Consider the following 21955-nt stretch of genomic DNA (forward strand, 5'->3'; position numbering starts at 1 on the left):
CGCATTTACAAACGGATCGGCATAATAACATTACGCACCGTGTCATCGTCGGGGTCTGTGAGTAACACACTGCTTTCAGGTGCATTGCAATGCAGGCGTAGGGTTTCACCGCTTAAGTGGTTCACTGCATCCAGTAAATACGTGACGTTGAAACCAATGCTGAAATCCTTACCTGCGTAATGCACATCCAATTCGTCAGTAGCAACTTCCTGCTCAGGGTTGTTGGCTTCGACTTTTAAGCGGTTTTCGCTCAAAGATAGGCGTACCCCCCTGAACTTCTCATTGGAGAGGATAGCGACCCTGCTGAGGGTCTCCTTGAAGGCTTTACGGTCGAGGTCTACTTGGATTTGTCCACCGCCGGGTACGGCAGCACGGTAATCAGGGTAACGCCCATCAACCAGTTTCGAAGTAAACCGTAAGTTATCCAGTTGTACGCGCAAATGATTCTGGCTGCTTTGCAATTGTAACGGTACTTGGCAATCACTACGCAGCAATCGGGATAATTCCAACACACCTTTGCGGGGGATAATCATCTGGCGACTTTGTTCGATATGTGGCATGTCCACCGTATGGAAACACAAGGATAAACGATGCCCATCTGTAGCGACGGTGCGAATACCATCCGCATTGACTTCAAGCAATAAACCATTGAGGTAGTAACGCACGTCTTGGTTTGCCATTGCATAAGCCACGCTTTCCAACAAATGTTTCAACACGTTCTCAGGCAATTCCAAGGTATGAACATCCCCAATGTCTTCGAGTTCGGGGAATTCGCTAGCCGGTAAGGTAGCTAATTCAAAGCGGCTACGTCCTGCACTGATCCGCGCTCGCTTGTCATCTTGCACCTCAAGATTGACGATGCTCTCTGACGGCAAGGATTTGCAGATGTCAGCCAATTTGCGAGCAGGTAGGGTAATTTCCCCGTCAGCGCCATCCATGATCGGTGCATGGGTAGCAATTTCCAGCTCAAGGTCTGTACCACGCCAAAAAGATTGATTGTCTTTGATACGCAGTAACACGTTTTCCAAAATGGGAGCGGTGTGACGTTTTTCGATAGCCCCCAAGGTAGCTTGCAGGGATTCGAGTAGGTGTTCGCGGGTCTGGGTTAGTCTCATTACTTAATATATCTTAAATGTATTTAAAGAATAGTAATCATAGTAAGGGAAGGCACTTTCTGTGGATAACTTTCCAATCCTATTGATTACCAAGGCTAATTTAACACTTTCTCACTGTGGATAAGCTGTGGATAAGTATGTGGATAAGCTGTTAGTATCTTGTGGATAATTTTAGGGGTAAAGTTATCCACAGTTTATCCACAGCTTATCCACAGGGTTATACCGTACTTATGCACAGGTAATTTCAGCTTGTTAACGTCCTAAATAGGATGCGGTACTCCTCTTCGATTTTGGGATCTGACTCCCGCAATTCGACCACTTTACGTTGAGCGTGCAAGACGGTCGTATGGTCACGACCTCCGAATTCATCACCAATTTCCGGCAAGCTGTGGTTGGTCAGTTCTTTGGACAGTGCCATCGCAATTTGGCGTGGACGAGCAAAGCATCGTGCGCGATTTTTGGAATCCATATCGGTTAAGCGAATGTTGTAGTACTGCGCCACGATTTTTTTGATGTTGCTCATCGACACCATTTTGTCTTGGCTGGCTAATTGGTCACGCAGCGCGTTATGCACAAAATCCATGCTGATGGTGGTGACGCACTTGAGGCGCATACTGGCAATCACGCGTTGCAGTGCACCCTCCAGATCCCGAATATTGGAGTGAAACCGCTTGCCAATGAAAAAACTCACGTCATTGGGCAGGTGCAAGCCCACATCCTCGGCTTTCTTGCGCAGGATAGCCACGCGGGTTTCCAGATCGGGGGATTCAATTTGCACGGTTAAGCCCCAGTTGAAGCGCGTTTTCAAGCGGTCTTCAATGCCATCCAGATCACGTGGAAATTTGTCGCTGGCAAGGATAATGCGTTTCTGCCCTTCCAAGAGCGCATTGAAGGTGTGGAAAAATTCTTCCATCGAACGGTCTTTGCCCGCAAAAAACTGGATGTCGTCAATCAGCAGCGCATCCAGACTGCGGTAATGCTGCTTGAATTCTTCCATGCGTGAATTGCGGATGGCGGAAATCATGTCATTGACGAAGCGTTCCGCGTACACATAGATCACCCGTGCGCCCGGTTCGCGTTCGAGAATGCGATTGCCAATGGCGTGCATGAGGTGGGTTTTACCCAAACCTACCCCGCCGTAAATAAACATGGGGTTGTAGGTGGTATCGGCTTGATCGCCTACCTGTTGTGCGGCGGCACACGCGAGTTGGTTGGATTTGCCTTCGACGAAATTGGCAAACGCCATGCGCGGATTCAGCGAATTGGTAAAGCGTTCGCTGATGGGGGCGGGGGTTGGCGCGGCGGCAGTGGCTTGGGTATGGGTCAGTGGGACGGGATTCCACTCATCGTGAGGCGACAGAGCTTGTGCCTGTGGATAACGCGGCTGCTGGAGCGGTGTTGTTAATAACGCAGGTGGTGCGGTGGGGACGGATGAGCCAATTTGTAACATCACGTCAAATTCATTATCACCCGTGATAATGCGTGAATGGAACAGAATGCGCGGCAAATATTGTTCATGGACTTGTTGCAGCACGATAGTGTTAGGCGCGAGCAAATACAGCGCTTGGCGCTTCTCCACCGCGTGTAACGCACGTAGCCAAGTATTGATTTCGCTGTCAGGAACTTCCTGTTCGAGTTGCTGTAAACATTGTTGCCAAAGCATAGAGGGGCAGTTCCAAAAGGGTTGAAACGAGGCATGACGCAGGTTTTTGGAACGTCCAATTATAGACGCGCAGCCAAGTTATCCACAAGCGCAAGCTCTGAGCATTGCCGGATAACGGTGTTGACAAAACTAACGCAATCCCTTAATGTGCCTCACCTTTTTGGCTGTCCCTGAACCCGTAAAATTTTTAGGGCATGGGCAGTGATTGACTTAATGAATTAATTGGTGACTTGTCATGAAAAGAACCTTCCAACCTAGCAAAATCCACCGCGCTCGTACCCACGGTTTCCGCGCTCGTATGGCAACCGCTGATGGTCGTAAAGTATTGAGCGCACGTCGTGCTAAGGGTCGTGCACGTCTGATCCCTTAAGATTATTTTGGATGCAGGTTCGCTAGGGGCTGACAGCTTCCCACGCCATGTACGTCTAACCCGTGGAATTGATTTTCAACGGGTTTTTCAGCATGGCAAACGCCTGCATGCTACTGGCTTGAATGCCCGCGCTGCTGCCAACACCGTTGGCTTTCCGCGTTTGGGCATGGCAATCGCCAAAAAAGCCTTGCGGCGAGCGCATGAGCGTAACCGCATTCGGCGTTTGGTACGCGAAAGTTTCCGCCACCATCAAGCCACTTTGCCCCCTGTCGATTTGGTGCTGATGTGCCGTTCTGATGTCCTCACTATGAGCAACGCCGAACTATTCCTGCAATTGGACAGTTTGTGGTTGCGCTTGCACAAGCTATACTCTGCCCTACCCTAATCGTCACTAACCGGATTGCATTACTCATGGATTCGCAACGTCCTTTCTTGTATCTCACCCTGTTATTCATGCTGTTTCTGATTTGGACGACATGGCAACAGGATCATGCACCCAAACCCCCTGTTACGGCAGCTAGTACCGTCAGCGCTCCCGCGATACCGGGCGGCAATGCCCAAGAAGTACCGGCACAAAGTGCAGCTACCCCTGCGACGCAAGCCGGACAAATGACGCCGACGGCTGATAATAGTGCTGCTGGGCAGACGGTTACTGTGCGTACCGATAAGCTGGTATTGAAGATCAATACCCGTGGCGGTGAAGTACTGGAAACCGATTTGCCAACCTACCCCATCAGCCTCGACACACCGGATAAACCCGTCAAAATTCTTGACTTGAACGGGCGCAATTACGTTGCACAATCCGGTTTGCAACACCAAGTCGTGGCTGGTTTGGAGGCGCAAACCCTCGCACCGGATCATTTGGCGACCTATACCGCTGCTCAAACCGAATACACCTTGGCAGATGGGCAGAACGAACTGGTTGTTCCGCTCACTTGGCAAGGTGCGAACGGCATCAGTGTTACCAAGCGTTTCGTCTTTAAGCGCGGTAGCTTCTTGGTCAATGTTGAGCACGAGGTCAATAACCAATCCACCAATATCTGGAATGGCACAGAATACCGTCAGCTTAAGCACGGCTATGCGGCAAACGCGGGCAGTTTGTTGGGTGGTGTGCAAGCCTATGTCGGCGGTGCCTATTACCACGAAGGCAAATACACCAAACTGTCATTCAGTGATATGGATGACAAGCCGATCAAAGAAACCGTCAATGGCGGTTGGGTGGCGATGCAGGAACATTACTTCCTGAGCGCATGGATTCCGCCACAGAATCAAGAAACCGAGTATTACAGTCGCGTTGTGCCCGGCCAAGACGTGAAAGGCTATGTGTTGGGAATGCGCAGTGCTGCACAGCAAATTGCCCCGGGTGCGAAAGGCGTGTTTAAGTCGGATTTCTATGTCGGGCCTAAAGACCAAGATACCTTGGAAGGGATTGCGGAAGGACTGGATTTGACCGTCGATTACGGTATTTTCGCGTTTATCTCTAAGCCGATTTTCTGGTTGATGCAGGTTATCCACAGCGTGCTAGGTAACTGGGGCTGGACGATTATTTTCCTCACCATCTTTATCAAGCTGGCATTTTTCTATCCTTCCGCCATGAGCTATAAGTCGATGGCGAAAATGAAGGCAGTTTCCCCTAAACTCAAAGACATCAATGAACGTTTTGCGGATGACCCACCCGGTAAGCAGAAGGCGATGATGGAGCTGTATCGCAAGGAAAAGATCAATCCGATTGGGGGGTGCTTGCCGATGTTGATCCAGATTCCGGTGTTTATGGGGCTGTATTGGGTGTTGCAGGAAAGCGTGGAATTGCGGCAAGCACCGTGGTTGCTGTGGTACAAAGATTTGTCGATTATGGACCCGTACTACATCCTGCCGTTGCTAATGGGCGCGTCGATGTTCTTCCAACAGAAGCTCAATCCGCCGCAAGCGGACCCGATGCAGCAAAAAATCTTCCAATTCATGCCGATTATTTTCACGGTGATGTTCTTGTTCTTCCCCGCAGGCTTGGTGCTGTACTGGGTCGTGAACAACATTTTGTCGATGGCGCAACAGTGGTACATCAATAAGCAAATTGTAGGGCACGCCTAAGAGGTTGACTGTTTATGTGGAATAATCCTGACACTATCGCTGCCGTAGCTACACCGCCGGGGCGCGGTGGGGTTGGGATTATCCGACTCTCCGGCAAGCACGTTCCTGAGCTTGCCGTCGCTCTGCTCGGTTCACTTCCCTCCCCGCGTAAAGCCGTACACCGTTTGTTCAAAGCTGCCGATGGCGCGGCGTTGGATGACGGCATCGCGTTGTATTTCCCCGCCCCACATTCGTTTACCGGCGAAGACGTTCTAGAGTTGCAAGGGCATGGCGGCACGGTGGTCCTCGACATGCTGCTCAAACGCTGTGTCGAATTGGGTGCGCGGCTGGCTCGCCCCGGTGAATTTTCCGAACGGGCTTTCCTCAATGACAAGCTGGACTTGGCGCAAGCCGAAGCGATTGCCGACCTGATTGATTCGGGGTCGGAACAGGCGGCGCGGTCGGCGTTACGTTCCTTGCAGGGCGAGTTTTCCGCTGCGGTGAATGTGTTACTCACGGGTTTGATTGAGTTGCGGGTGTACGTGGAAGCGGCGTTGGATTTTCCTGATGAGGAAATCGACTTTCTTGCGGATGTCGCTGTGACGAATCGGCTGGAAGCGATTAAGCAGCAATTGCACACCATTTTCCAAAAAGCACGCCAAGGCAGCTTATTGCGGGATGGGATGCACTTGGTGATTGTGGGCAGGCCGAATGCGGGTAAATCCAGCTTGCTGAATGCGCTGGCGGGGCAGGAAACGGCGATTGTCACCGCGATTGCGGGCACGACCCGCGACGTATTGCGCGAACGTATTAACCTTGAGGGGATGCCGTTACACATTGTCGATACCGCTGGTTTGCGCGAGAGTGATGATCCGGTAGAAAAGATTGGGATTGAACGCGCTTGGGCGGAAGTGGCTAAGGCGGATTTGATTTTGCTGCTGGTCGATGATACCCATCCTGATGCGTTGGAAAATGCGGCGATTTTGGCGAAATTGCCTGCGACTGTGCCGCGCATGACGGTGCATAACAAGGTGGATTTGAGCGGCAAGGCGGTCGGTAAACAGGGCGAACACTTGTATATTTCCGCCAAACACGCGCAGGGCATCGAGGCGTTGCGGGCAGAATTGAAAACGCGCATGGGCTATCAGGGCGAGGCGGACGATACGTTCATGGCGCGGCGGCGGCATTTGCAGGCGTTGGAAGCGACGCAGGCGGCGGTGGAACGGGCGGAGTTGCAGTTGCGTGAATTCAATGCGGGGGAATTGATGGCGGAGGAATTGCGTACTGCGCAGGATGCGTTGGGGCAAATTACAGGGCGGTTTACGCCGGATGATTTGCTAGGCGAGATCTTCGGCTCGTTTTGCATAGGTAAATAATTATGCAAAACCCTGTATTACCCACCCACGAAACCCTGATCATCGAATTCAAAAGCGACCGCAAGAAACTGATCTAGCCCATTAAACCCGGACACCTCAACTTGTGAGGAATTGTGCTTCAAAGTCCAGCGGGCTGAGATAGCCCAAGGAACTGTGCAAGCGGTCACGGTTGTAATCGGTTTCGATGTACTCGAAAACGGTTTGTTTCATGGTCTCCCGTGTAGCAAATCGTTCGCCGTGGATGCATTCTACTTTCATGGAATGGAAAAAGCTCTCAGCGCAGGCATTATCATAGCAATTGCTTTTGGCACTCATGCTGCCATACAGTTGGTGCTGTTGTATCAGTTGTTGATAAGCGTGAGAGCAATATTGGCTGCCACGGTCGGAATGGACAATCACGCCCTTAGGATGTTTACGCTTCCAGAGTGCCATTTGCAGGGCATCACACACCAAATCAGCGGTCATGCGTTGATCCATTGCCCAACCAATCACTTGGCGGGAAAATAAGTCCATGATAACAGCCAGATACAGCCAGCCTTCGTCTGTCCACAAATAAGTGATGTCACCGACCCACTTCTGATTTGGGGCAGTCGCGGTAAAGTTCTGTTCCAGCAGGTTGGGCGACACGGGCAATGAATGGCGGCTATGGGTGGTTGCCTTGAATTTCCGTGCCGCCTTGGCGACTAATCCTTGACGTTTCATGCTGTTGGCAATGGTTTTACGGTTGTAACACCATCCATCCTTCGCCAGTAATTGACATAAGCGCCAGGCACCATAGCAGCTTTTTTTGACCTGAAAAGCGGTGGCTACTCGTGTATCGAGCATTGCCTGGCGTTGCTCACGTTGCCGGGGTTTGGATTGCCGCTCCAGCCATTCATAGTAACTACTACGGGCAACACCCAACGCCTGACATAAACGGGGAATGCAGAATTCACGGCTATGTTGTTGAATAAACGCGTACTTCACTTGAGCTGTCTCGCAAAGTACGCGCTGGCCTTTTTTAGGATGGCGACCTCTTCTTGGGCGATCAGCAGTTCGCGTTTGAGTTTGGCTATTTCAGCCGCTTGCTCTTGTTCACGGCTGTTAACCGTTTGCTGCTGCGTTTGTTTGGCTCGCCAGCCGTAGAGTTGCGATTCATGTAAACCCAGTTGATGTGCTGCTTTTGCGTAACCAATGCGATCGGCTAGCTTCAGGGCTTCCTCTTTGTAGCTTGCGGAACGCCGTGTGTAAGGCTTGGTGGTTGGTTTGCTTGGTTTCATCTTTTACCTCAAGTGTCGAGTATAGTGTACTCACTTCTTGCGGTGTCCGGGTTTGCTGGGCTAGATCGGGGGCTGGTGGGCTAGGTACTACCTGAGTTTAGGGAAATATTTTCATTGCCTCACTCCGAACTTCCCGTGATTGTTCGTGCAGATCACGGTGAATTTTATTGTTTTGTTTCTCCATTCCATCAATATCAGCAACCTTGTTCCATCACGCAACATTCACCGATAAGCAGTACCTCTTGCCCCCTTCACCCCTTGCGGGGGAAGGGTTGGGGATGGGGGGAATTCGATTTTCGCGTAACAGCAAACCATGATTTAAGGAGCATTCTTGAAACTCACCACCCTCACCCAAACCCCTCTCACCACCGTCAGCCACAACGCTCGCATCACCAAGCAAGCGCTCATCCACTCCGGCGAATTCCCCCCACTCACCAACTTCTCGCAAGCGCGTTTCCCCCCTAACGCCATCGCGTTCGCCCACCACCACACCGATATGCTAGAAGTTTTTTTCATCCAATCCGGCAACGCCGCCATCACGGTTGACGGCATCGACTATCCCCTCCCCGCCGGAAGTTGCATCACCATCGAACCCGGCGAAACCCACGAATTACGTAACGCCAGCGCCACCGAAGACATGCTCGTGACGTACTTCGGCATTCAAATTAATCGTTAATTTTCTACCGCTCATCGGCAAAATCGAACATAAAACGAATAAACAGCAAGTATTTTTGATTTGCCTGTGGCAGCACGACACCGTATATTTGGTTCGTGTTTTGTTCGGTTTGTAAAAGAGGAGCGTGTCATGCTGACCCGACGACAACAACAGATTATGGACATCATCCAGTCCCTGTACGCCCGTAACGGCTACACCCCTACTTTGGATGAAATCGCCAGTGCGGGCGGTATTTCTACCCGCAGTACTGTGCATCAACATGTGCAGGCACTGATCCGGGAAGGTCGCCTGCAAGCAACGTCGGGCAAGCGTGCCTACCGGATGCCCGAAGCGGCAGTGGCGCGTCACCCGCAAATGCCCCTGAGTTTGGGCTTACCGCTGGCGGGACGTATCGCCGCCGGTAAACCCATCGAAGCCATCGCGGGCAAGGATGAAATTAACCCCAGCGATTTGTTCGGTGGCAATGGGCGTTACGTGCTGGAAGTACGCGGCGAATCCATGATCGACATCGGCATTATGGATGGTGATTTCGTGGTGATCCAACAACAGACTGATGCGCGTGACGGTGACATCGTAGTGGCATTAGTGGAACGTGAAGAAGCCACCCTCAAACGCCTCTACCGCTTACCCGATGGACAAATCGAATTACGCCCCGAAAACCACACCATGCACCCGATGGTTTACCCAGCAGAAAGCGTACAGGTACAGGGCAAAATGGTGGGCTTGTTCCGCAGTTATTAGCCCGACAGCAACCATACAAAGGAGTAACAAGAATGAATACTGACAGGATAAATCCCGCGCTTGCAGCACCCGCGAAACCTGAATGGGGGCAGGTGTGGCACGTGACCCGCGCTGTGCTCGTGGTGTGGGCAGTCGCGGTATGGGCTTTGCTGATTCTCTTGCCGGGGATGGAGCAAATTAAGGACATGGAAACCGCTACGCTGCATTTGCCTTACGTGCTGATGGGGCTGGTGTTTGTCGGGGCGGTGGTTGCCGCACACAATTTACGAGCCGATCGGCATTTGCTGTGGTTTCTCGGCGTGCTGTTGCTGCTGGCAGGCTGGATGTGAGTGCTGCTTTGCAGGCATAAAAATGGCGTGATGAAAGTTGCCGCTTCCAACACGCCTGAGAGTTCCCGCTATCACTGGTTAAGCGTTTGACAGGAAGGATTGATTATGACGGATTCCACTCCAAATACCAACTTAGATCGACCAGCGCATCTGGTCGCCACCAAATCACTACGCGATATTGTCAGCGATTTACGCAAAGCAGAGGCATGGCTGTTAATGGCTGCGTTTGCCGCGTTCCTCGCTTCGGCATTTTTCGTGGTGAAATACTTTGTCGGCGGGGATATGAACCCTGCCGCATGGACGGGCGAACAATGGGCGAATGCCCTGCTAGGCTTAGGCATTACGGCGGTGATTACGGCGGCGCAAGCCTTGCTGTATGCCAGCGGTTATAAAGGCCCTGCGGCGGTTGCTGCCACGGTTATCGTGGTATTTTTCGGCTTATTTTCGGAAGTCGCGCAATCAATGGAGCGTGAAGATGCCACGGTGCGCCACCGTTCCGAAACTTCGCCGGTGTTCCAAGCGGCGTTGGGCAGTATTCAGAACTTGAGTGCGCAAGCCGCCGCGCCTTCTGGTGCAACTTCGCAACTGGGTACAGCGCGTGGCAAGGTGGCGCAACACGAAGCTGAATTAGCCGCTTGCCGTGCGAAATACCGTACCGATACACGCATCCAGCAGTGCGAACGTTACGAACACAGCAAAATTGCCGAAGCGCGTGGCAATCTTGCGGCTGCCGAAGTGGCGGCAACAGGTTCAGCGGCGGTGGTCGGCTCGGCGTTAAGTGCGGCGATTACACAGGCGAAAACGCTGGAATACGACGAAGATAAACATTACGCGATGATTCGCCTGATCAAAGATTTGTTCAACGTCGGTGGTGTGTGGGCATCGTTTATGTTTTCGATGATTATTATTGGCACGTTTGAATATGCTTTTCATTTTGTGGGCAGTCATGTGGCGGATCATCGGCGTGCATTGTTGCTGCTGGGGCGTGATACGCACGGCGATTTAATCGTTGCACCTGAAGCCGATACTGCTTTAAGCAATAGCGGGGCAAGCGGTATTCCACGCGATTTCGGCAATACCGAACGCGAGCAATACCTCAATAAACTGACACCGGAACGTACCACCCCCACGAATACCGTACCGGTACACCCCGAACCGTTGACGGCACCGGAGGATTCACGACCTGATCCGCCGGATTCCAAGGTGCATGATCTGACCCGCGAACGCTTTTTCAAGCTGATCTACAGCGAATTGCGTACCCGCATTCTCAACGGGGAAGTCAAACCCACGGTACGTCCGGTGACGGATGCGGTGACCGAGGTGATTCGCCAGCACACCAAAGTGCTCGGTTTACAGCCATCACTGATTGGTAAACCGGAACGCCAGAAAATCGCGGAAAAAATCCTCGAAAAGCTGGAGCGCGAAACCGTGTTGGAACTCAACCCCGAAAGCGGTGTCGGAAAGTCCAAGTACCTGTTGGCTAGCCGTTGGGCAACGCCGCTTACACCGGAAATCTTTGGGCAGGAACACGCTGTCCGGTAAACCGTGCAGAGCGGCAAACATCGGGTTATGATAATTGGGGCTATTGGCGATCCGGCGGCATTTTCAGCCGGAATCGTCTATATAAAAGATTAACTTAGATTGTCTGCGCGGAACTGTCATGAAACACAAAACACTTGCCGTTGCCACGGGGCTGTTGCTGGCGGCAACGCTTTCCTTACAACCTGTTAGCGTTCACGCTGGCACGTCTTATGGACCGGTAAAAAACAATGACACCTTATGGGACATTGCCAGCCGTCGCCGTCCTTCCTACGACATTAGCGTACCACAAATGATGGCTGCGATTCAGGCACAAAACCCTGATGCGTTTGTGGCGGGCGACATGAATCACCTGCGCAAAGGTGTTTACCTGAACATTCCGGTACTGCCAGAAGTGACGCAAGCAGCGGGTAAGCAAGCCAGTCAAGCCAGCCTGCAAGGTGAAATCAGCCAATTGCGCACCCAGCTTCAAGAGGAACAAGCACGCAGTGCTACGCTCACCGAGCAAATTAAGCAATTACAGGTGGTGTCCACATCCGCCGCACCTGCACAGGCAACGGTTGCCACTTTGCAAAATGAGCTGCTGGTGAAATTGCAAACCGAATTAGTCGAACTAAAGCAGCAATTACAAAGCAAAGATGCTCGGATTGCTGAGCTAGAAACCGCCTCGCAACAAGTCGCCGCGCTGCCAACCACCACGGCTGACCCTGCCGCGAATTCTGCGCAAGCCAAACAAGCGGATAGTGCGATGCAGGCAGAATTGGCAGAACTCAAGCAATTGTTGGAACAGCGCGATACGCACATTCAAAACCTGCAAGCCTCGTTGCGTGAAGCCAGTATTTCCATCAAACGCCAGTACACTGAAAGCCAAGCCTTACACGCCCGCCTCAAAGAGCTCGAACCCGGCAATACCAGCGCACCGCCGCCGCCCCCGCTTGAACCCGGTGCAACGACACCCCCTAGCTTGACCTTGGCAGGAGAGAGCGAAGCACCTCAGATTACCGCAACACCTGCTACGCCGCCTGTGTTCGTCGATCAGGTTGCGACACCAGCAGCGGATACGGCAGGCAATGCGCCGCCTGTTTCCTTGCAAAACATGCTGGAACAGAATGGAGCGAGCAATGTTGGCAGCGATAATAGCAAATTACCCACACCATCGCGGGTATCCTTAATCGTGGCGTTGGTGTCGCTGATGTTTATTTTGGCGTTGCTGTGGCGCTCTTTCTCGCAACGTAACGCGTTGAACAAAGAAGAAGCGCGGCTGCGGGCAGAACTGGAAGTCTAACCATCGTTACCGAAACGGTCATTTTATTGCATGGCATTTGGATGCGTCCGCTAGTACTGCAAGTACTGGCGGGGCGTTTACGGCGGGCGGGGTATATGGTGCATGTTCCGGCGTATGCCTCGGTTACGCTGACACCTGCACAAAATGCTGAACGTTTACATCTGGTTATCAAAGATTTTCCTACTGAGCGGTTGCACATCGTCGCGCACAGCTTGGGGGGTATCGTTGCACTTCATCTCCTTGAAAAATATCCTGATTTACCGATGGGGCGTTTGGTAACGTTGGGAACGCCCGCGCAAGGCAGCAAAATTGCCCGCCTGATTAAGCCTTTGCCCGTGTTGGGTAGAGCGTTCGGCAAGAGCATGGTGGCGGGGTTGTCCGGCGCTGGTGTGCCGCAGCACATCGGGCGTGAGTGGGGAGCGGTGATTGGCACATTGTCGGTGGGTTTGGGTATGCCGTTTTTACGCGGTGACGCCAACGATGGCGCGGTACGCGTTTGCGAAGCCGAACATCCGGCACAAACGGCGCGTATTCAGCAGCATGTTTCACATACTGGCATGTTGTTTTCGCCGCTGACGTTTACCTCTATTCTGCGTTTTCTTCAGACAGGGCAATTCAGCCCGCCACTAATGCCAGCAAACGGTGCGTAACGGCTGCGGCATCCTGTGTCTCTAGCCCGCTAATATTTTCTAGCCGATTGCTGCTGTTGCTGTTGCCTTGTACGCCCGTCAGTGCGGGTTTGGTCACGGGGTACAATGCCAACCCCGGTTTATCGAGTGCGGCGGCAATGTGCATTAAACCCGTGTCCATACCGATCACCCCTAAGGATTGTTGCAAGATGGCGGCTAATTCGCCTAAACGGCTGCGCGGCAGTACCTTTACGCTGGGCGAGGTGTGCGCTAAACGTTGCGCTCGTTCCTGTTCACGCTGATTGCCCCACGGTAATAAGGTGCTGATGCCTTGTTGCGCAAGGGCATTGATGAGGGTTTGCCAGTGCGTTTCTGTCCATTCTTTATCAACGCGGCTGGTGCCATGCAAGGCGACTACATAGCGGCTGGGTAAGGCGATAGTCGGCTGAGGGTAAGTGCTGTGCGCAATGCCGTGGTCGAGTGGCTGGCTTTCGATGCTGTAACCCAGTACATGCGCCATGAGCAAGCGGTTGCGGGTAATGGCATGGCGTTGTTTGGCAATGCTGAAGGTTTGCTGATAAGTCACGCTGGCAAGGGGTTCGCGGATGCTGTAACGGTCGTAACCGTAGCGTTTGCCGTGTGCTTGTGCCGCGAGTAAGGCGCTTTTCAGTAAGCCTTGCGAATCAATAATCGCGTCATAGCGTTCTTGTTGCAGGTGTTGGCGGAACTGCTTGATTTCATGCCAAGTGCTGCGGCTGAATGGGTGTTTGCGCCAACGGCGCACGGCAACCGGTAGAATATGACGGATAGACGGATGCCATGCGGGGACTTCTGCGAAATTTTCTTCCACTACCCAGTCAATGATCAGGTCAGGTTGCTGGCGGCTCGCATCGGTAATCGCAGGTAGCATGTGTACAACATCGCCGAGTGATGATGTTTTTATAATCAGAATTTTACGCACAGGCATCATGCAAGCTCCACGTGAAACATTGTTGTGGATAAGTCGGTGAGTATCTTGACGTGCCGCTTATCGAAACCATCTTGTTGTAGCCAAATTTTTTCGATGAGGTTGCTTAACCTAGCATTAAAAAATAGTTTTATTTGATAAATGGCGCTATTTTTCTGACAAGCGACCAGAATGCGGCACTGATAAGCACCATCCCAAAAGATAGCTAGGCCGTTTTTTATGCGTCTTTGCGCCATCATTATAAATAGCTGCCCTGTGGATAACTTCGTGGATAACTGTGCAACAATAGGCTGATTCATGGCGGCAAAGTGTAGCAGATTGCGGGGCAAATGCTGGAAAAGAAACACGGTATAGGGTACAAGGCGTTTTCACGCAATTATTTGATGGGGACACGATGAAATACGACGTATTCGGTATCGGCAACGCGCTGGTGGACAAGGAATTCGAGGTCACAGAGGACTTTTTGGCAGCGCACGGCATCCAAAAAGGCATGATGACCTTGATTGATGAGACAAAACAGCAGCAATTGCTGGCGGGCTTGAGTGAAGCCTTTGGCATGAAGAAACGTGCGAGCGGTGGTTCTGCCGCGAATAGCATCGTAGCGGTGAGCCAGTTTGGCGGCAAAACGTTTTACGCCTGCAAAGTCGCCAATGACGAAACCGGCGAGTTTTACATGAACGATTTGCACGCAGCGGGCGTGGCAACCAAGTTGGATCAGGTGCGTTGCAGTTCGGAAGGTGTCACCGGCAAGTGCATGGTCATGGTCACGCCGGATGCGGAGCGTACCATGAACACGTTTTTGGGGATTACCGCTGACTTTTCCGAAGCCGAATTGCATTTGGATGAGTTGAAGCAGGCGCAATACTTGTATATCGAAGGCTATTTGGTCACGTCGGATATTTCGCGGGCAGCAGCGTTGAAAGCGCGGCAAGTGGCAAAGGAACACGGTGTGAAAACGGCGATGACCTTCTCTGACCCCGCAATGGTGCGCTTTTTCCGCAGTGGTGTGGATGAAATGCTGGGCGATGGCGCGGATATTTTGTTCTGTAACCACGAAGAAGTCAGCGTGTTTACCGGCAAAGAGGATTTGGAAGAAGCGATTGCCGCCATCAAGCCGTATGCAGGCAAGCTAGTGATCACGCTGGGCAGCAAGGGTGCGCTGGTGGTGGATGATGACGGGCGTACTGAAATTGCTGCGCATCCGGTCAAGGCGGTGGATACCAATGGCGCGGGCGATATGTTTGCGGGCGCATTCCTGTATGGGATTACGCAGGGCATGGATAATGCGCAGGCGGGCAAACTGGCTAGCATGGCAGCGTCACGCGTGGTGACGGTGTTTGGCGCACGCTTGGGTAAAGATGCGCATCAGGCTGTGTTGGCAGCGGTTTAAACGAATTCCCTTGCTTGCATCGCATCCCGCGCAATCTGTGCCTTCAATTCATCCAGTGACGCAAATTTCATTTCGTCACGGATGAATGCCACGGGTTCGACACAGATATGTTTGCCGTACACCTGTTGCGCAAAGTCGAACAGGTGGGCTTCTAGCCGATTTTCCACGCCATGTACTGACGGACGTGTGCCTAGATTCGCCACGCCGTTGATGGCTTCTTCACCCAATCCGTATACTTTTACCGCATACACGCCGCGACGTAGGGCGATGTGTTGCGGCACGCGCATGTTCAGGGTGGGAAAGCCGATGGTGCGCCCGCGCTTGTCGCCGTGGCGGACGCGCCCCGAAATGCGGTAAGGCTTGCCCAGCAATTCCGCTGCTTGCTCCAGTTCTGCGGTGCTCAACGCTAGCCGGATGCGGGTGCTGCTGACGCGCTCATCTTCGTGTAAAAACGTCGGCGTATCCACCACCTGCATTCCCGCTGCCGCGCCCATTGCTTGCAGCAAATGGTAATCGCCGCGTCGCCCTTTGCCAAAGCGGAAATCATCACCAACGACCAAATAGCGCACCTTTAAACCATCCAGCAGGATGGTTTGCACAAAATCTTCCGCCTCCATGCTGGCAAGTTGCTTGTTAAAGCGTAGGCAGGCGAAACGCTCTACGTTCATCGCTTCCAGCAATCGCAACTTGTCGCGCAGGGCGTAAATGCGCGGGGGCGGTGGTGCGCGGAAAAATTCAATCGGCAGCGGCTCGAAGCTGATGACAGTCGCGGGTAAGCCGAGGGCTTGCGCTTTCCATTCGACGTGCTGGATCACGGCTTGATGCCCTTTGTGCAAGCCATCGAAGTTACCGATGGTGGCGACACAACCCAGATCATGGGCGGGAGCGGGGAGGATGCGGCGAATTAGTTTCATGTAAATGGGTTCTGTTGCTTGCCTTGAATACGGGCAAAATCGCTGTCTTGCCCGACATTCGGCATTGTTGCCAAGACTTCGGCAAGGCTGCGCTTTTTCAATACCAGCAGTGCTTCGATGATTTCAGGTACACGTTTACGAACAATGAGGTCAGGCATTTGGTTGTTTCCTGATGTGGCATTCTCGCCATCAATGATAGCAACCATCGCTACGATAATCCTGCAAATTGTTGTTGGCGCAATGCCTCATATACCACCACCGCGACGGTATTCGACAGATTCATGCTGCGGCTATCCGCCAACATCGGTACACGCAATTTCAGCTCATCCGGCAAGCTCAACAGCAAGGCTTCTGGTAAACCACGGGTTTCGGGGCCAAACAGTAGCACGTCCCCCGGCTGAAACTCGGCATCGCTGTAGCGCGTACTCACTTTGGTACTCAGTGCAAACACGCGCTTGCCCTGCATCGCTACGTTGAACGCGGCAAAGTTGTCGTGTTCCTGCACCACCGCCAAATCACGGTAATCCATTCCTGCCCGCTTGACCTGCTTCTCATCCAGCGAAAAGCCCAACGGGTGAATCAGGTGCAAACGGCAACCTGTGTTGGCACATAAGCGCATGATATTGCCGGTGTTCGGCGGAATTTCGGGTTGGTAAAGCGCAATATCAAACATCAAACAACATCCATTTTATTCCTGATCGTAGGGCAACATAATCCTGATTTCACGCACTGCTAATCCCAATCTTACGACGTAGGTATCGGCATGAATAACGCCTTATTATACCCCAGACTACTACTGAGCTATGTACAAGTTGGGGTATCAGGTGCGTGCAAATGCTAGCAGAAGCGTCATATTGTGCCTATCCGCTGCTCGTAATGCTTCCAAATAAGCACTCCGTACTTCGCCCGTATCGACCAATGACACACTGCCCCAACTAAAGCGTGGCATTCCCAACCGTTGCACCAGTAAATCCGCGATTAAGCGTGCGTGTCGTCCATTGCCATTAGGAAACGGGTGAATAGCAACCAATTGATGATGGAAACGTACCGCTAATTCATCCACCGAAAAAACCTTGCAGAATATTGGTTTGTTCCCAAACGTTTAACTCACCTTGGGTGGTGATATGTGTCGGCAATAAACCTTGCGCTTCGTCAGGGTCAAGCGGCGTTGCACCGAGTGGGTATTCAAAATTCACCGCCACAACTCCCGGCGTGAACCTTCGCGCAATGCCTTGGCGAGTTGCTGAATTTGTTTGTCCGTCACTGCGTGATAAACGCCCTGATCTTCCAATGCCATTGAATGCGCGACGGGTAAAACACGTTCACGCGCAACCTGTTCGGCGCGTTCACTTAGCATATCTTCGAGTGGCTGACGCGGAATGAGCGCGTATTTCAGCTCACAATCCAATGCTGTCGCCACTTTGCGTAGAGTTGCCAGCGTAATGGCCTCATCTCTTTCCGCTTTTTCAAGATGGCGCAAACCGGCATCGGTCATACCCAAGCGTTTTGCCAAAGCCACCGAGGTCATACCCAGTGCTTCACGGATAGCATGAATCCAGCCATTGCTGGGGCGGGTGGGAAGCATAGCTTGCCGCCAATACTCTAGCGCGTGGCTGGTTTGCTGCAATTTGAGATCACGGAAAACCTGTTTCATGGGATTTCCCCTGAAAATGAAAGCAATAGCTCGTGATAACACTAAATACAGTAGTAATAACTAATGAATTTAACTTTTTTGGTAAGTTATCGCTTTTTTTACATCAGTCCTTAAGCACTAAAAACAGTCTTCCCTGCCAATAAAGTACGTTTCACCGCACCGTTAAAATTCCAGCCCCCAAACGGCGAATTACGCCCGTCGCTGTGCATCGTATTCAAATCCAACTCCCACAACGCTGCCGGATCAAACAGCACCAAATCAGCAGGCGCACCCACGCTGATTTGCCCAGCCTCGCTGCCAATAATATTGGCGGGGCTGGCAGTGATTTTGCGCAAGGCTTCCGGCAAGCTCAATACGCCCTCTTCCACCAGCCGCAAGGTCAGCGGCAGCAAGGTTTCCAGAGCGGAAATCCCCGGTTCGGTTTGCTGGAACGGCGCTAATTTCGCATCGACTTCGTGCGGCTGGTGGTCGGAACAGATCGCGTCAATCGTGCCATCCGCCAGCCCTTCGCGCAGTGCATCCAAATCACGCGCTGACCGCAACGGCGGCATCACATGACACAACGGGTTGAAATCGCTCACATCCATATCCGTCAGGAACAATTGGTGTGCCGCGACATCGGCGGTAATGTCGAGGTCGCTCTCTTTGGCTTGGCGAATCAGCCGCACACTCAAACGTGCCGAGAGACGACAGAAATGCACTTTCGCCCCCGTATGGCTTGCCAACGCCAAGGTTTGCGCCACCGCCACGGTTTCCGCCGCAGAGGGCATCGACGGTAAACCCAGCCGTGCCGAGACTTCGCCTTCGTGCATAAAGCCACCCGCTGCCAGTGCGTGTTCCAGCGGGTAGATGAATACGGTCAAATCGTGGGTGGCGGCGTATTCCATCGCACGCCGCAAGGTTTGCAAGCTGTGGAACGGTTGCCGCCCATTGCTCATGCCCACACATCCGGCGCGTTTCAGGCTCGCCATATTGCTGAGTTGTTCGCCCTTCAGCCCTTGGGTCAGGTTGCCCAACACTTCGACATGCGCGTAGTGCGCCCGCCGATTTAGGTCGTGAATCAGTTTGACCTGCGCGGCATTGTCAAAGTTGGCGTTCGGTTCAGGTTGGTAGCATAGCGTGGTAATGCCACTGGCGGCGGCGGCAAAGGTTTCGCTGGCGAGGGTGGCTTTGTGATCCAAGCCCGGTTCGCGCAAACATGCCGCCAAATCGACCGCACCGGGAAACACCCACAAGCCTTTTGCGTCGATGGTTTCATCGGCAGCAAAGGCGGCGGAGGTTTCTGCCAAGGCGGTAATGCGTCCACCGTCGATCAGGAGCGTGCGTTGCCCATCCAACCCACTGGCAGGGTCGATCACCCGTGCATTGCGTATCAATAAGCTCATGCCGCGCCTCCTTGTGGACCCATGATCATCGACATTACCGCCATGCGCACCGCAATGCCGTTGGTGACTTGTTCGAGAATGACCGATTGCAAGCCATCAGCCACCCGTGAATCAATTTCGACGCCGCGATTAATCGGACCGGGGTGCATCACAATCGCATCGGGTTTGGCGAGTTGCAGGCGTTCTTCGGTCAAGCCATAGAGCTTGAAGAATTCGCGCTCGGAGGGCAGCAAAGCGGTTTGCATCCGTTCACGTTGCAGGCGCAGCATAATCACCACATCCACATCCTCAATGCCCTGTTCCATGTGGTGGAACACATTGACACCCATTTTTTCGATACCCGCAGGCACAAGCGTTTTCGGCGCAACCACGCGCACTTCGCCGGTTGCCAACGTGGTCAGGGCGTGGATTTGCGAACGTGCTACCCGCGAATGCAGCACATCGCCCACAATCGCCACTTTCAAAGGCTGAAAACTGCCCTTTTTTTGGCGGATGGTGAACATATCCAACATCGCTTGGGTGGGGTGCGAATGCCGCCCATCGCCCGCGTTCAGCACGCTGATGTGCGGGGCGCAGTAGCGGGCAATGAAATGCGCTGCGCCCGCGTGCTCATGGCGCACCACGAACATATCGGCGTTCATCGCTTCCAGATTGCGCACCGTATCCAACAAGGTTTCGCCTTTGGATGCGGATGAGGTGCGAATGTCGAGGTTGGTGACATCCGCACCCAGCCGTTGCGCGGCGATTTCAAACGTCACGCGGGTACGGGTGGAGTTCTCGAAAAACAGGTTCATGACCGTTTTGCCGCGCAGCAGGGGGGCTTTTTTCTGCTGTTTATTCGGCAGCGTGACGAACTGTTCGGCACGGTCAAGGATCTCTTCCAACAATAGCGGCGGCAAACCTTCGATAGTCAGAAAGTGTTTCAACTTGCCGTCTTTGGTCAATTGCATACGCGACGGTAGCGGCCCTGGGGAAAGGTGAGCGTGGAGCATGGATGCACTCGCTTTTTATTTGAACACTAAAGGTGCGGGTATCTTACAAGGTTGCGTGGGTAAAGCGAACCGTCACCTTTCATATTTTTCACACAGCCGTTATAAACGGCTTAACCCTCACCTGCCAGTTCCGCCTGTTATTTTTGCAAAATAAGGTTTATGGGTGACATCCTGCTAGTTGGTTGTATTTTGCCACGAGGTTGGCACGGTTGGTGGCAGTAATGGGGTCTAGGGTGATGCCTGCCAGCTTATAGAGGGAGTCAATGCCGTTGATTTCGTCGGCGATGGTTTTGAGTTGGTGGCGGTGGTTGTTTTCGGTTTTTTGTTCGGTGGCTTGCGCTGGTGCTCTTAGCCCTGTGGTGTCGAGTGTGCCGTTGCGGGCTTTTTCGGTGAGGCGGTAGAGGTAGCCGTGCGGGGCTTTGACCGTGCCTTGTTGCATGGCTTGGTTGAGCAGGAGCAGGCAGTCGTTGGCAACTTTTGGGCTGAGGCTGTCGAGGATGATGGCAGCGCGGGCTTTCTCTGGTTTGCCAAAGGTTTCGGGGTATTGGAGTTCTTCTTCAATCTCAAAAATCGACGACAGGCTGGCTTCCGTCGTTGTAGGGGTAAGGTTGTTAGCGGTAAAGGTATTAGTGGTATGTGCCCGATTTTCGGAAGCTTCTTCCGTTTTTCGGAAATCCATTCCGATTTTCGGAAGGCTGGGTACAAAAAAAGCGTGCCCGTTGGCGTAGAGCAGGTCTTCGGGGATTCGGTATTCGGCGTTAAATATGCAGTGTTCTGATACGTCTATGATGCCCTTTTCGACGAGGGTGTCTACGGCGGTTTTTAGGCGGTCGATGCGCACGCCTGCGAGTTTGCTGAGGCGTTTGTCGGTGAGTGCGTCGGCTTCTTTGCCGTAGCAGAGGGTTTGGTGAAACAGCGCGAGGAATGCTTTGAGTTGATTTTGGGTGAGGTCGGCGGCGAGTGCTGCGCCGATCCAGTCGCGGGCTAGGCTCATGCTGCACCTCCACGGATTGCTTCAAGGTCAATCCCGAAAGTGTTGGGGTTGATTTGCAGTCTGTGCATGATAGATGTCCTTGAGTAGAGATGTTTCTACCCGCGTCCCTGTTGCAATAGGGATAGCGGGAACTGTACGGGGTTGCAACAATCTGCCTCAAAGATACAGACCAGCCGTGAGGCTGCCCCGCACAGCCCCACATAGGACTATTTGCGCCCGTCAGTATAAAACATTCGGACACAAAAAAACCGCTTGGCGCGGCTTGTGCGCTTTGAGTTAGGCGGGGTTGCAATCCCGATCAGCCGCTTTCAGGCTGATGGTGCATATCCTATTACGCGATTATTTTGATTGCAAGAGGAAAATAAGAGGGCTTTTAATAATCATTAAAAACGACTCTTGTGATGGTGATCACTTTTTGGCTACACGAAGTTTGTTAAGATCAGGTTCATTGGGGACATTCTTAAGGAGTGAGGGCTATGACAATTTCAGGCTATATGGAAGACTTTGCGAAACAGATGGACTGCGTGTGTTCACCCATTGAGCGCAGGCTGGCTATCTTGATATTTCTGAACGCTGCCTGATAAACTGTTGGCTTTTTAAATAATCGATA

26 protein-coding genes are annotated in these 21955 nt (G+C 52.6%); 12 read left to right on the plus strand and 14 right to left on the minus strand.

From position 1 onward, the window contains the following. Positions 1 to 5 precede the first annotated feature (5 nt). The gene (gene dnaN / locus J1836_RS05895; protein ID WP_207250158.1) at positions 6 to 1115 is read right to left on the minus strand and encodes a DNA polymerase III subunit beta; all 1110 of its coding nucleotides are present in this window, start codon (positions 1113 to 1115) and stop codon (positions 6 to 8) included. Between the two features lie 244 nt (positions 1116 to 1359). Then, positions 1360 to 2778: a chromosomal replication initiator protein DnaA gene (dnaA, locus tag J1836_RS05900; protein ID WP_207250159.1), complete on the minus strand. Its 1419-nt coding sequence runs from the start codon at positions 2776 to 2778 to the stop codon at positions 1360 to 1362. 235 nt (positions 2779 to 3013) lie between these two features. Here dnaA and rpmH point away from each other — a divergent pair, with 235 nt between their 5' ends. The 4 genes from rpmH to mnmE are packed head-to-tail and all read left to right on the plus strand — an operon-like array spanning position 3014 to position 6591. Beyond that, positions 3014 to 3148, plus strand: a complete 135-nt coding sequence (gene rpmH / locus J1836_RS05905; RefSeq protein ID WP_002708931.1) for a 50S ribosomal protein L34 — start codon at positions 3014 to 3016, stop codon at positions 3146 to 3148. A 7-nt stretch (positions 3149 to 3155) separates the two neighbouring features. Beyond that, on the plus strand, positions 3156 to 3533 hold the full coding sequence (gene rnpA / locus J1836_RS05910; protein ID WP_207250160.1) for a ribonuclease P protein component: 378 nt from the start codon (positions 3156 to 3158) through the stop codon (positions 3531 to 3533). 26 nt (positions 3534 to 3559) lie between these two features. Beyond that, on the plus strand, positions 3560 to 5236 hold the full coding sequence (yidC, locus tag J1836_RS05915) for a membrane protein insertase YidC (RefSeq protein ID WP_207250162.1): 1677 nt from the start codon (positions 3560 to 3562) through the stop codon (positions 5234 to 5236). Positions 5237 to 5250: 14 nt separating this feature from the next. Beyond that, entirely contained in the window at positions 5251 to 6591 is a 1341-nt protein-coding gene (gene mnmE / locus J1836_RS05920) for a tRNA uridine-5-carboxymethylaminomethyl(34) synthesis GTPase MnmE (RefSeq protein WP_207250163.1), read from the plus strand. 96 nt (positions 6592 to 6687) lie between these two features. On the opposite strand, the gene J1836_RS05925 is transcribed toward mnmE, so the two are convergent. Next, a protein-coding gene (locus J1836_RS05925) for an IS3 family transposase (protein WP_207250165.1) occupies positions 6688 to 7850 on the minus strand; the annotation gives its coding sequence in 2 pieces (ribosomal slippage) (positions 6688 to 7592 and positions 7592 to 7850; 1164 coding nt in all). 331 nt (positions 7851 to 8181) lie between these two features. Between J1836_RS05925 and J1836_RS05930 the strand changes: the two genes are divergently transcribed. The 6 genes from J1836_RS05930 (at position 8182) to J1836_RS05955 (ending at position 13070) form a co-directional block, all read left to right on the plus strand. Further along, positions 8182 to 8526, plus strand: a complete 345-nt coding sequence (locus J1836_RS05930; RefSeq protein WP_207250167.1) for a cupin domain-containing protein — start codon at positions 8182 to 8184, stop codon at positions 8524 to 8526. A gap of 129 nt (positions 8527 to 8655) precedes the next feature. Beyond that, the gene (lexA, locus tag J1836_RS05935) at positions 8656 to 9267 is read left to right on the plus strand and encodes a transcriptional repressor LexA (protein WP_207250169.1); all 612 of its coding nucleotides are present in this window, start codon (positions 8656 to 8658) and stop codon (positions 9265 to 9267) included. Between the two features lie 32 nt (positions 9268 to 9299). Then, the gene (locus J1836_RS05940; RefSeq protein ID WP_207250170.1) at positions 9300 to 9596 is read left to right on the plus strand and encodes a hypothetical protein; all 297 of its coding nucleotides are present in this window, start codon (positions 9300 to 9302) and stop codon (positions 9594 to 9596) included. 105 nt (positions 9597 to 9701) lie between these two features. After that, positions 9702 to 11138 (plus strand): hypothetical protein, encoded by a 1437-nt coding sequence (locus J1836_RS05945; RefSeq protein WP_207250171.1) that lies wholly within the window; start codon positions 9702 to 9704, stop codon positions 11136 to 11138. Positions 11139 to 11256: 118 nt separating this feature from the next. Then, positions 11257 to 12420 (plus strand): FimV/HubP family polar landmark protein, encoded by a 1164-nt coding sequence (locus tag J1836_RS05950; RefSeq protein WP_207250173.1) that lies wholly within the window; start codon positions 11257 to 11259, stop codon positions 12418 to 12420. Positions 12421 to 12446: 26 nt separating this feature from the next. Then, positions 12447 to 13070, plus strand: a complete 624-nt coding sequence (locus tag J1836_RS05955) for an esterase/lipase family protein (RefSeq protein WP_372447665.1) — start codon at positions 12447 to 12449, stop codon at positions 13068 to 13070. Here J1836_RS05955 and waaC read toward each other — a convergent pair. Next, complete coding sequence (gene waaC / locus J1836_RS05960) at positions 13036 to 14019, minus strand: lipopolysaccharide heptosyltransferase I (protein WP_207250175.1); 984 nt, start codon at positions 14017 to 14019, stop codon at positions 13036 to 13038. The genes J1836_RS05955 and waaC overlap by 35 nt on opposite strands. After that, entirely contained in the window at positions 14016 to 14315 is a 300-nt protein-coding gene (locus tag J1836_RS05965; protein ID WP_207250176.1) for a hypothetical protein, read from the minus strand. Before J1836_RS05965 ends, waaC begins: the two co-directional genes overlap by 4 nt. Positions 14316 to 14410: 95 nt before the next feature. On the opposite strand from J1836_RS05965, the gene J1836_RS05970 reads away from it, so the two are divergent. Further along, a complete protein-coding gene (locus J1836_RS05970) occupies positions 14411 to 15406 on the plus strand; it encodes an adenosine kinase (protein WP_207250177.1) in 996 nt (331 codons plus the stop codon). Here the strand turns inward: J1836_RS05970 and ribF are convergent. The 8 genes from ribF to J1836_RS06010 all read right to left on the minus strand — a co-directional run bounded on the left by ribF (position 15403) and on the right by J1836_RS06010 (position 20309). Further along, positions 15403 to 16320 carry a bifunctional riboflavin kinase/FAD synthetase gene (gene ribF / locus J1836_RS05975; RefSeq protein WP_207250178.1) on the minus strand — a complete coding sequence of 306 codons (918 nt, stop codon included), beginning with the start codon at positions 16318 to 16320 and terminating at the stop codon, positions 15403 to 15405. The two genes, J1836_RS05970 and ribF, sit on opposite strands and share 4 nt — an antisense overlap. Continuing rightward, entirely contained in the window at positions 16317 to 16478 is a 162-nt protein-coding gene (locus tag J1836_RS05980; RefSeq protein ID WP_207250179.1) for a hypothetical protein, read from the minus strand. Before J1836_RS05980 ends, ribF begins: the two co-directional genes overlap by 4 nt. Positions 16479 to 16528: 50 nt before the next feature. After that, complete coding sequence (locus J1836_RS05985; RefSeq protein WP_207250180.1) at positions 16529 to 16993, minus strand: tRNA (cytidine(34)-2'-O)-methyltransferase; 465 nt, start codon at positions 16991 to 16993, stop codon at positions 16529 to 16531. A gap of 147 nt (positions 16994 to 17140) precedes the next feature. Continuing rightward, complete coding sequence (locus J1836_RS05990) at positions 17141 to 17383, minus strand: Fic family protein (RefSeq protein ID WP_207250181.1); 243 nt, start codon at positions 17381 to 17383, stop codon at positions 17141 to 17143. After that, on the minus strand, positions 17376 to 17516 hold the full coding sequence (locus J1836_RS05995; protein WP_207250182.1) for a hypothetical protein: 141 nt from the start codon (positions 17514 to 17516) through the stop codon (positions 17376 to 17378). Before J1836_RS05995 ends, J1836_RS05990 begins: the two co-directional genes overlap by 8 nt. Continuing rightward, complete coding sequence (locus J1836_RS06000; protein WP_207250183.1) at positions 17513 to 17974, minus strand: mobile mystery protein A; 462 nt, start codon at positions 17972 to 17974, stop codon at positions 17513 to 17515. The genes J1836_RS05995 and J1836_RS06000 overlap by 4 nt, the downstream gene beginning before the upstream one ends. 110 nt (positions 17975 to 18084) lie before the next feature. Then, positions 18085 to 19359 carry a dihydroorotase gene (locus tag J1836_RS06005; protein WP_207250184.1) on the minus strand — a complete coding sequence of 425 codons (1275 nt, stop codon included), beginning with the start codon at positions 19357 to 19359 and terminating at the stop codon, positions 18085 to 18087. Beyond that, complete coding sequence (locus J1836_RS06010; RefSeq protein ID WP_242632744.1) at positions 19356 to 20309, minus strand: aspartate carbamoyltransferase catalytic subunit; 954 nt, start codon at positions 20307 to 20309, stop codon at positions 19356 to 19358. The genes J1836_RS06005 and J1836_RS06010 overlap by 4 nt, the downstream gene beginning before the upstream one ends. Before the next feature lie 40 nt (positions 20310 to 20349). Here J1836_RS06010 and J1836_RS06015 point away from each other — a divergent pair, with 40 nt between their 5' ends. After that, a complete protein-coding gene (locus J1836_RS06015) occupies positions 20350 to 20505 on the plus strand; it encodes a hypothetical protein (protein WP_207250186.1) in 156 nt (51 codons plus the stop codon). A 3-nt stretch (positions 20506 to 20508) separates the two neighbouring features. Here J1836_RS06015 and J1836_RS06020 read toward each other — a convergent pair whose 3' ends face one another. Further along, positions 20509 to 21345: a replication protein gene (locus tag J1836_RS06020; protein ID WP_207250187.1), complete on the minus strand. Its 837-nt coding sequence runs from the start codon at positions 21343 to 21345 to the stop codon at positions 20509 to 20511. Positions 21346 to 21955: the final 610 nt, after the last annotated feature.

Origin of the sequence: Thiothrix fructosivorans (assembly GCF_017349355.1) — a bacterium.
In the GTDB taxonomy this organism is placed as follows: domain Bacteria; phylum Pseudomonadota; class Gammaproteobacteria; order Thiotrichales; family Thiotrichaceae; genus Thiothrix; species Thiothrix fructosivorans.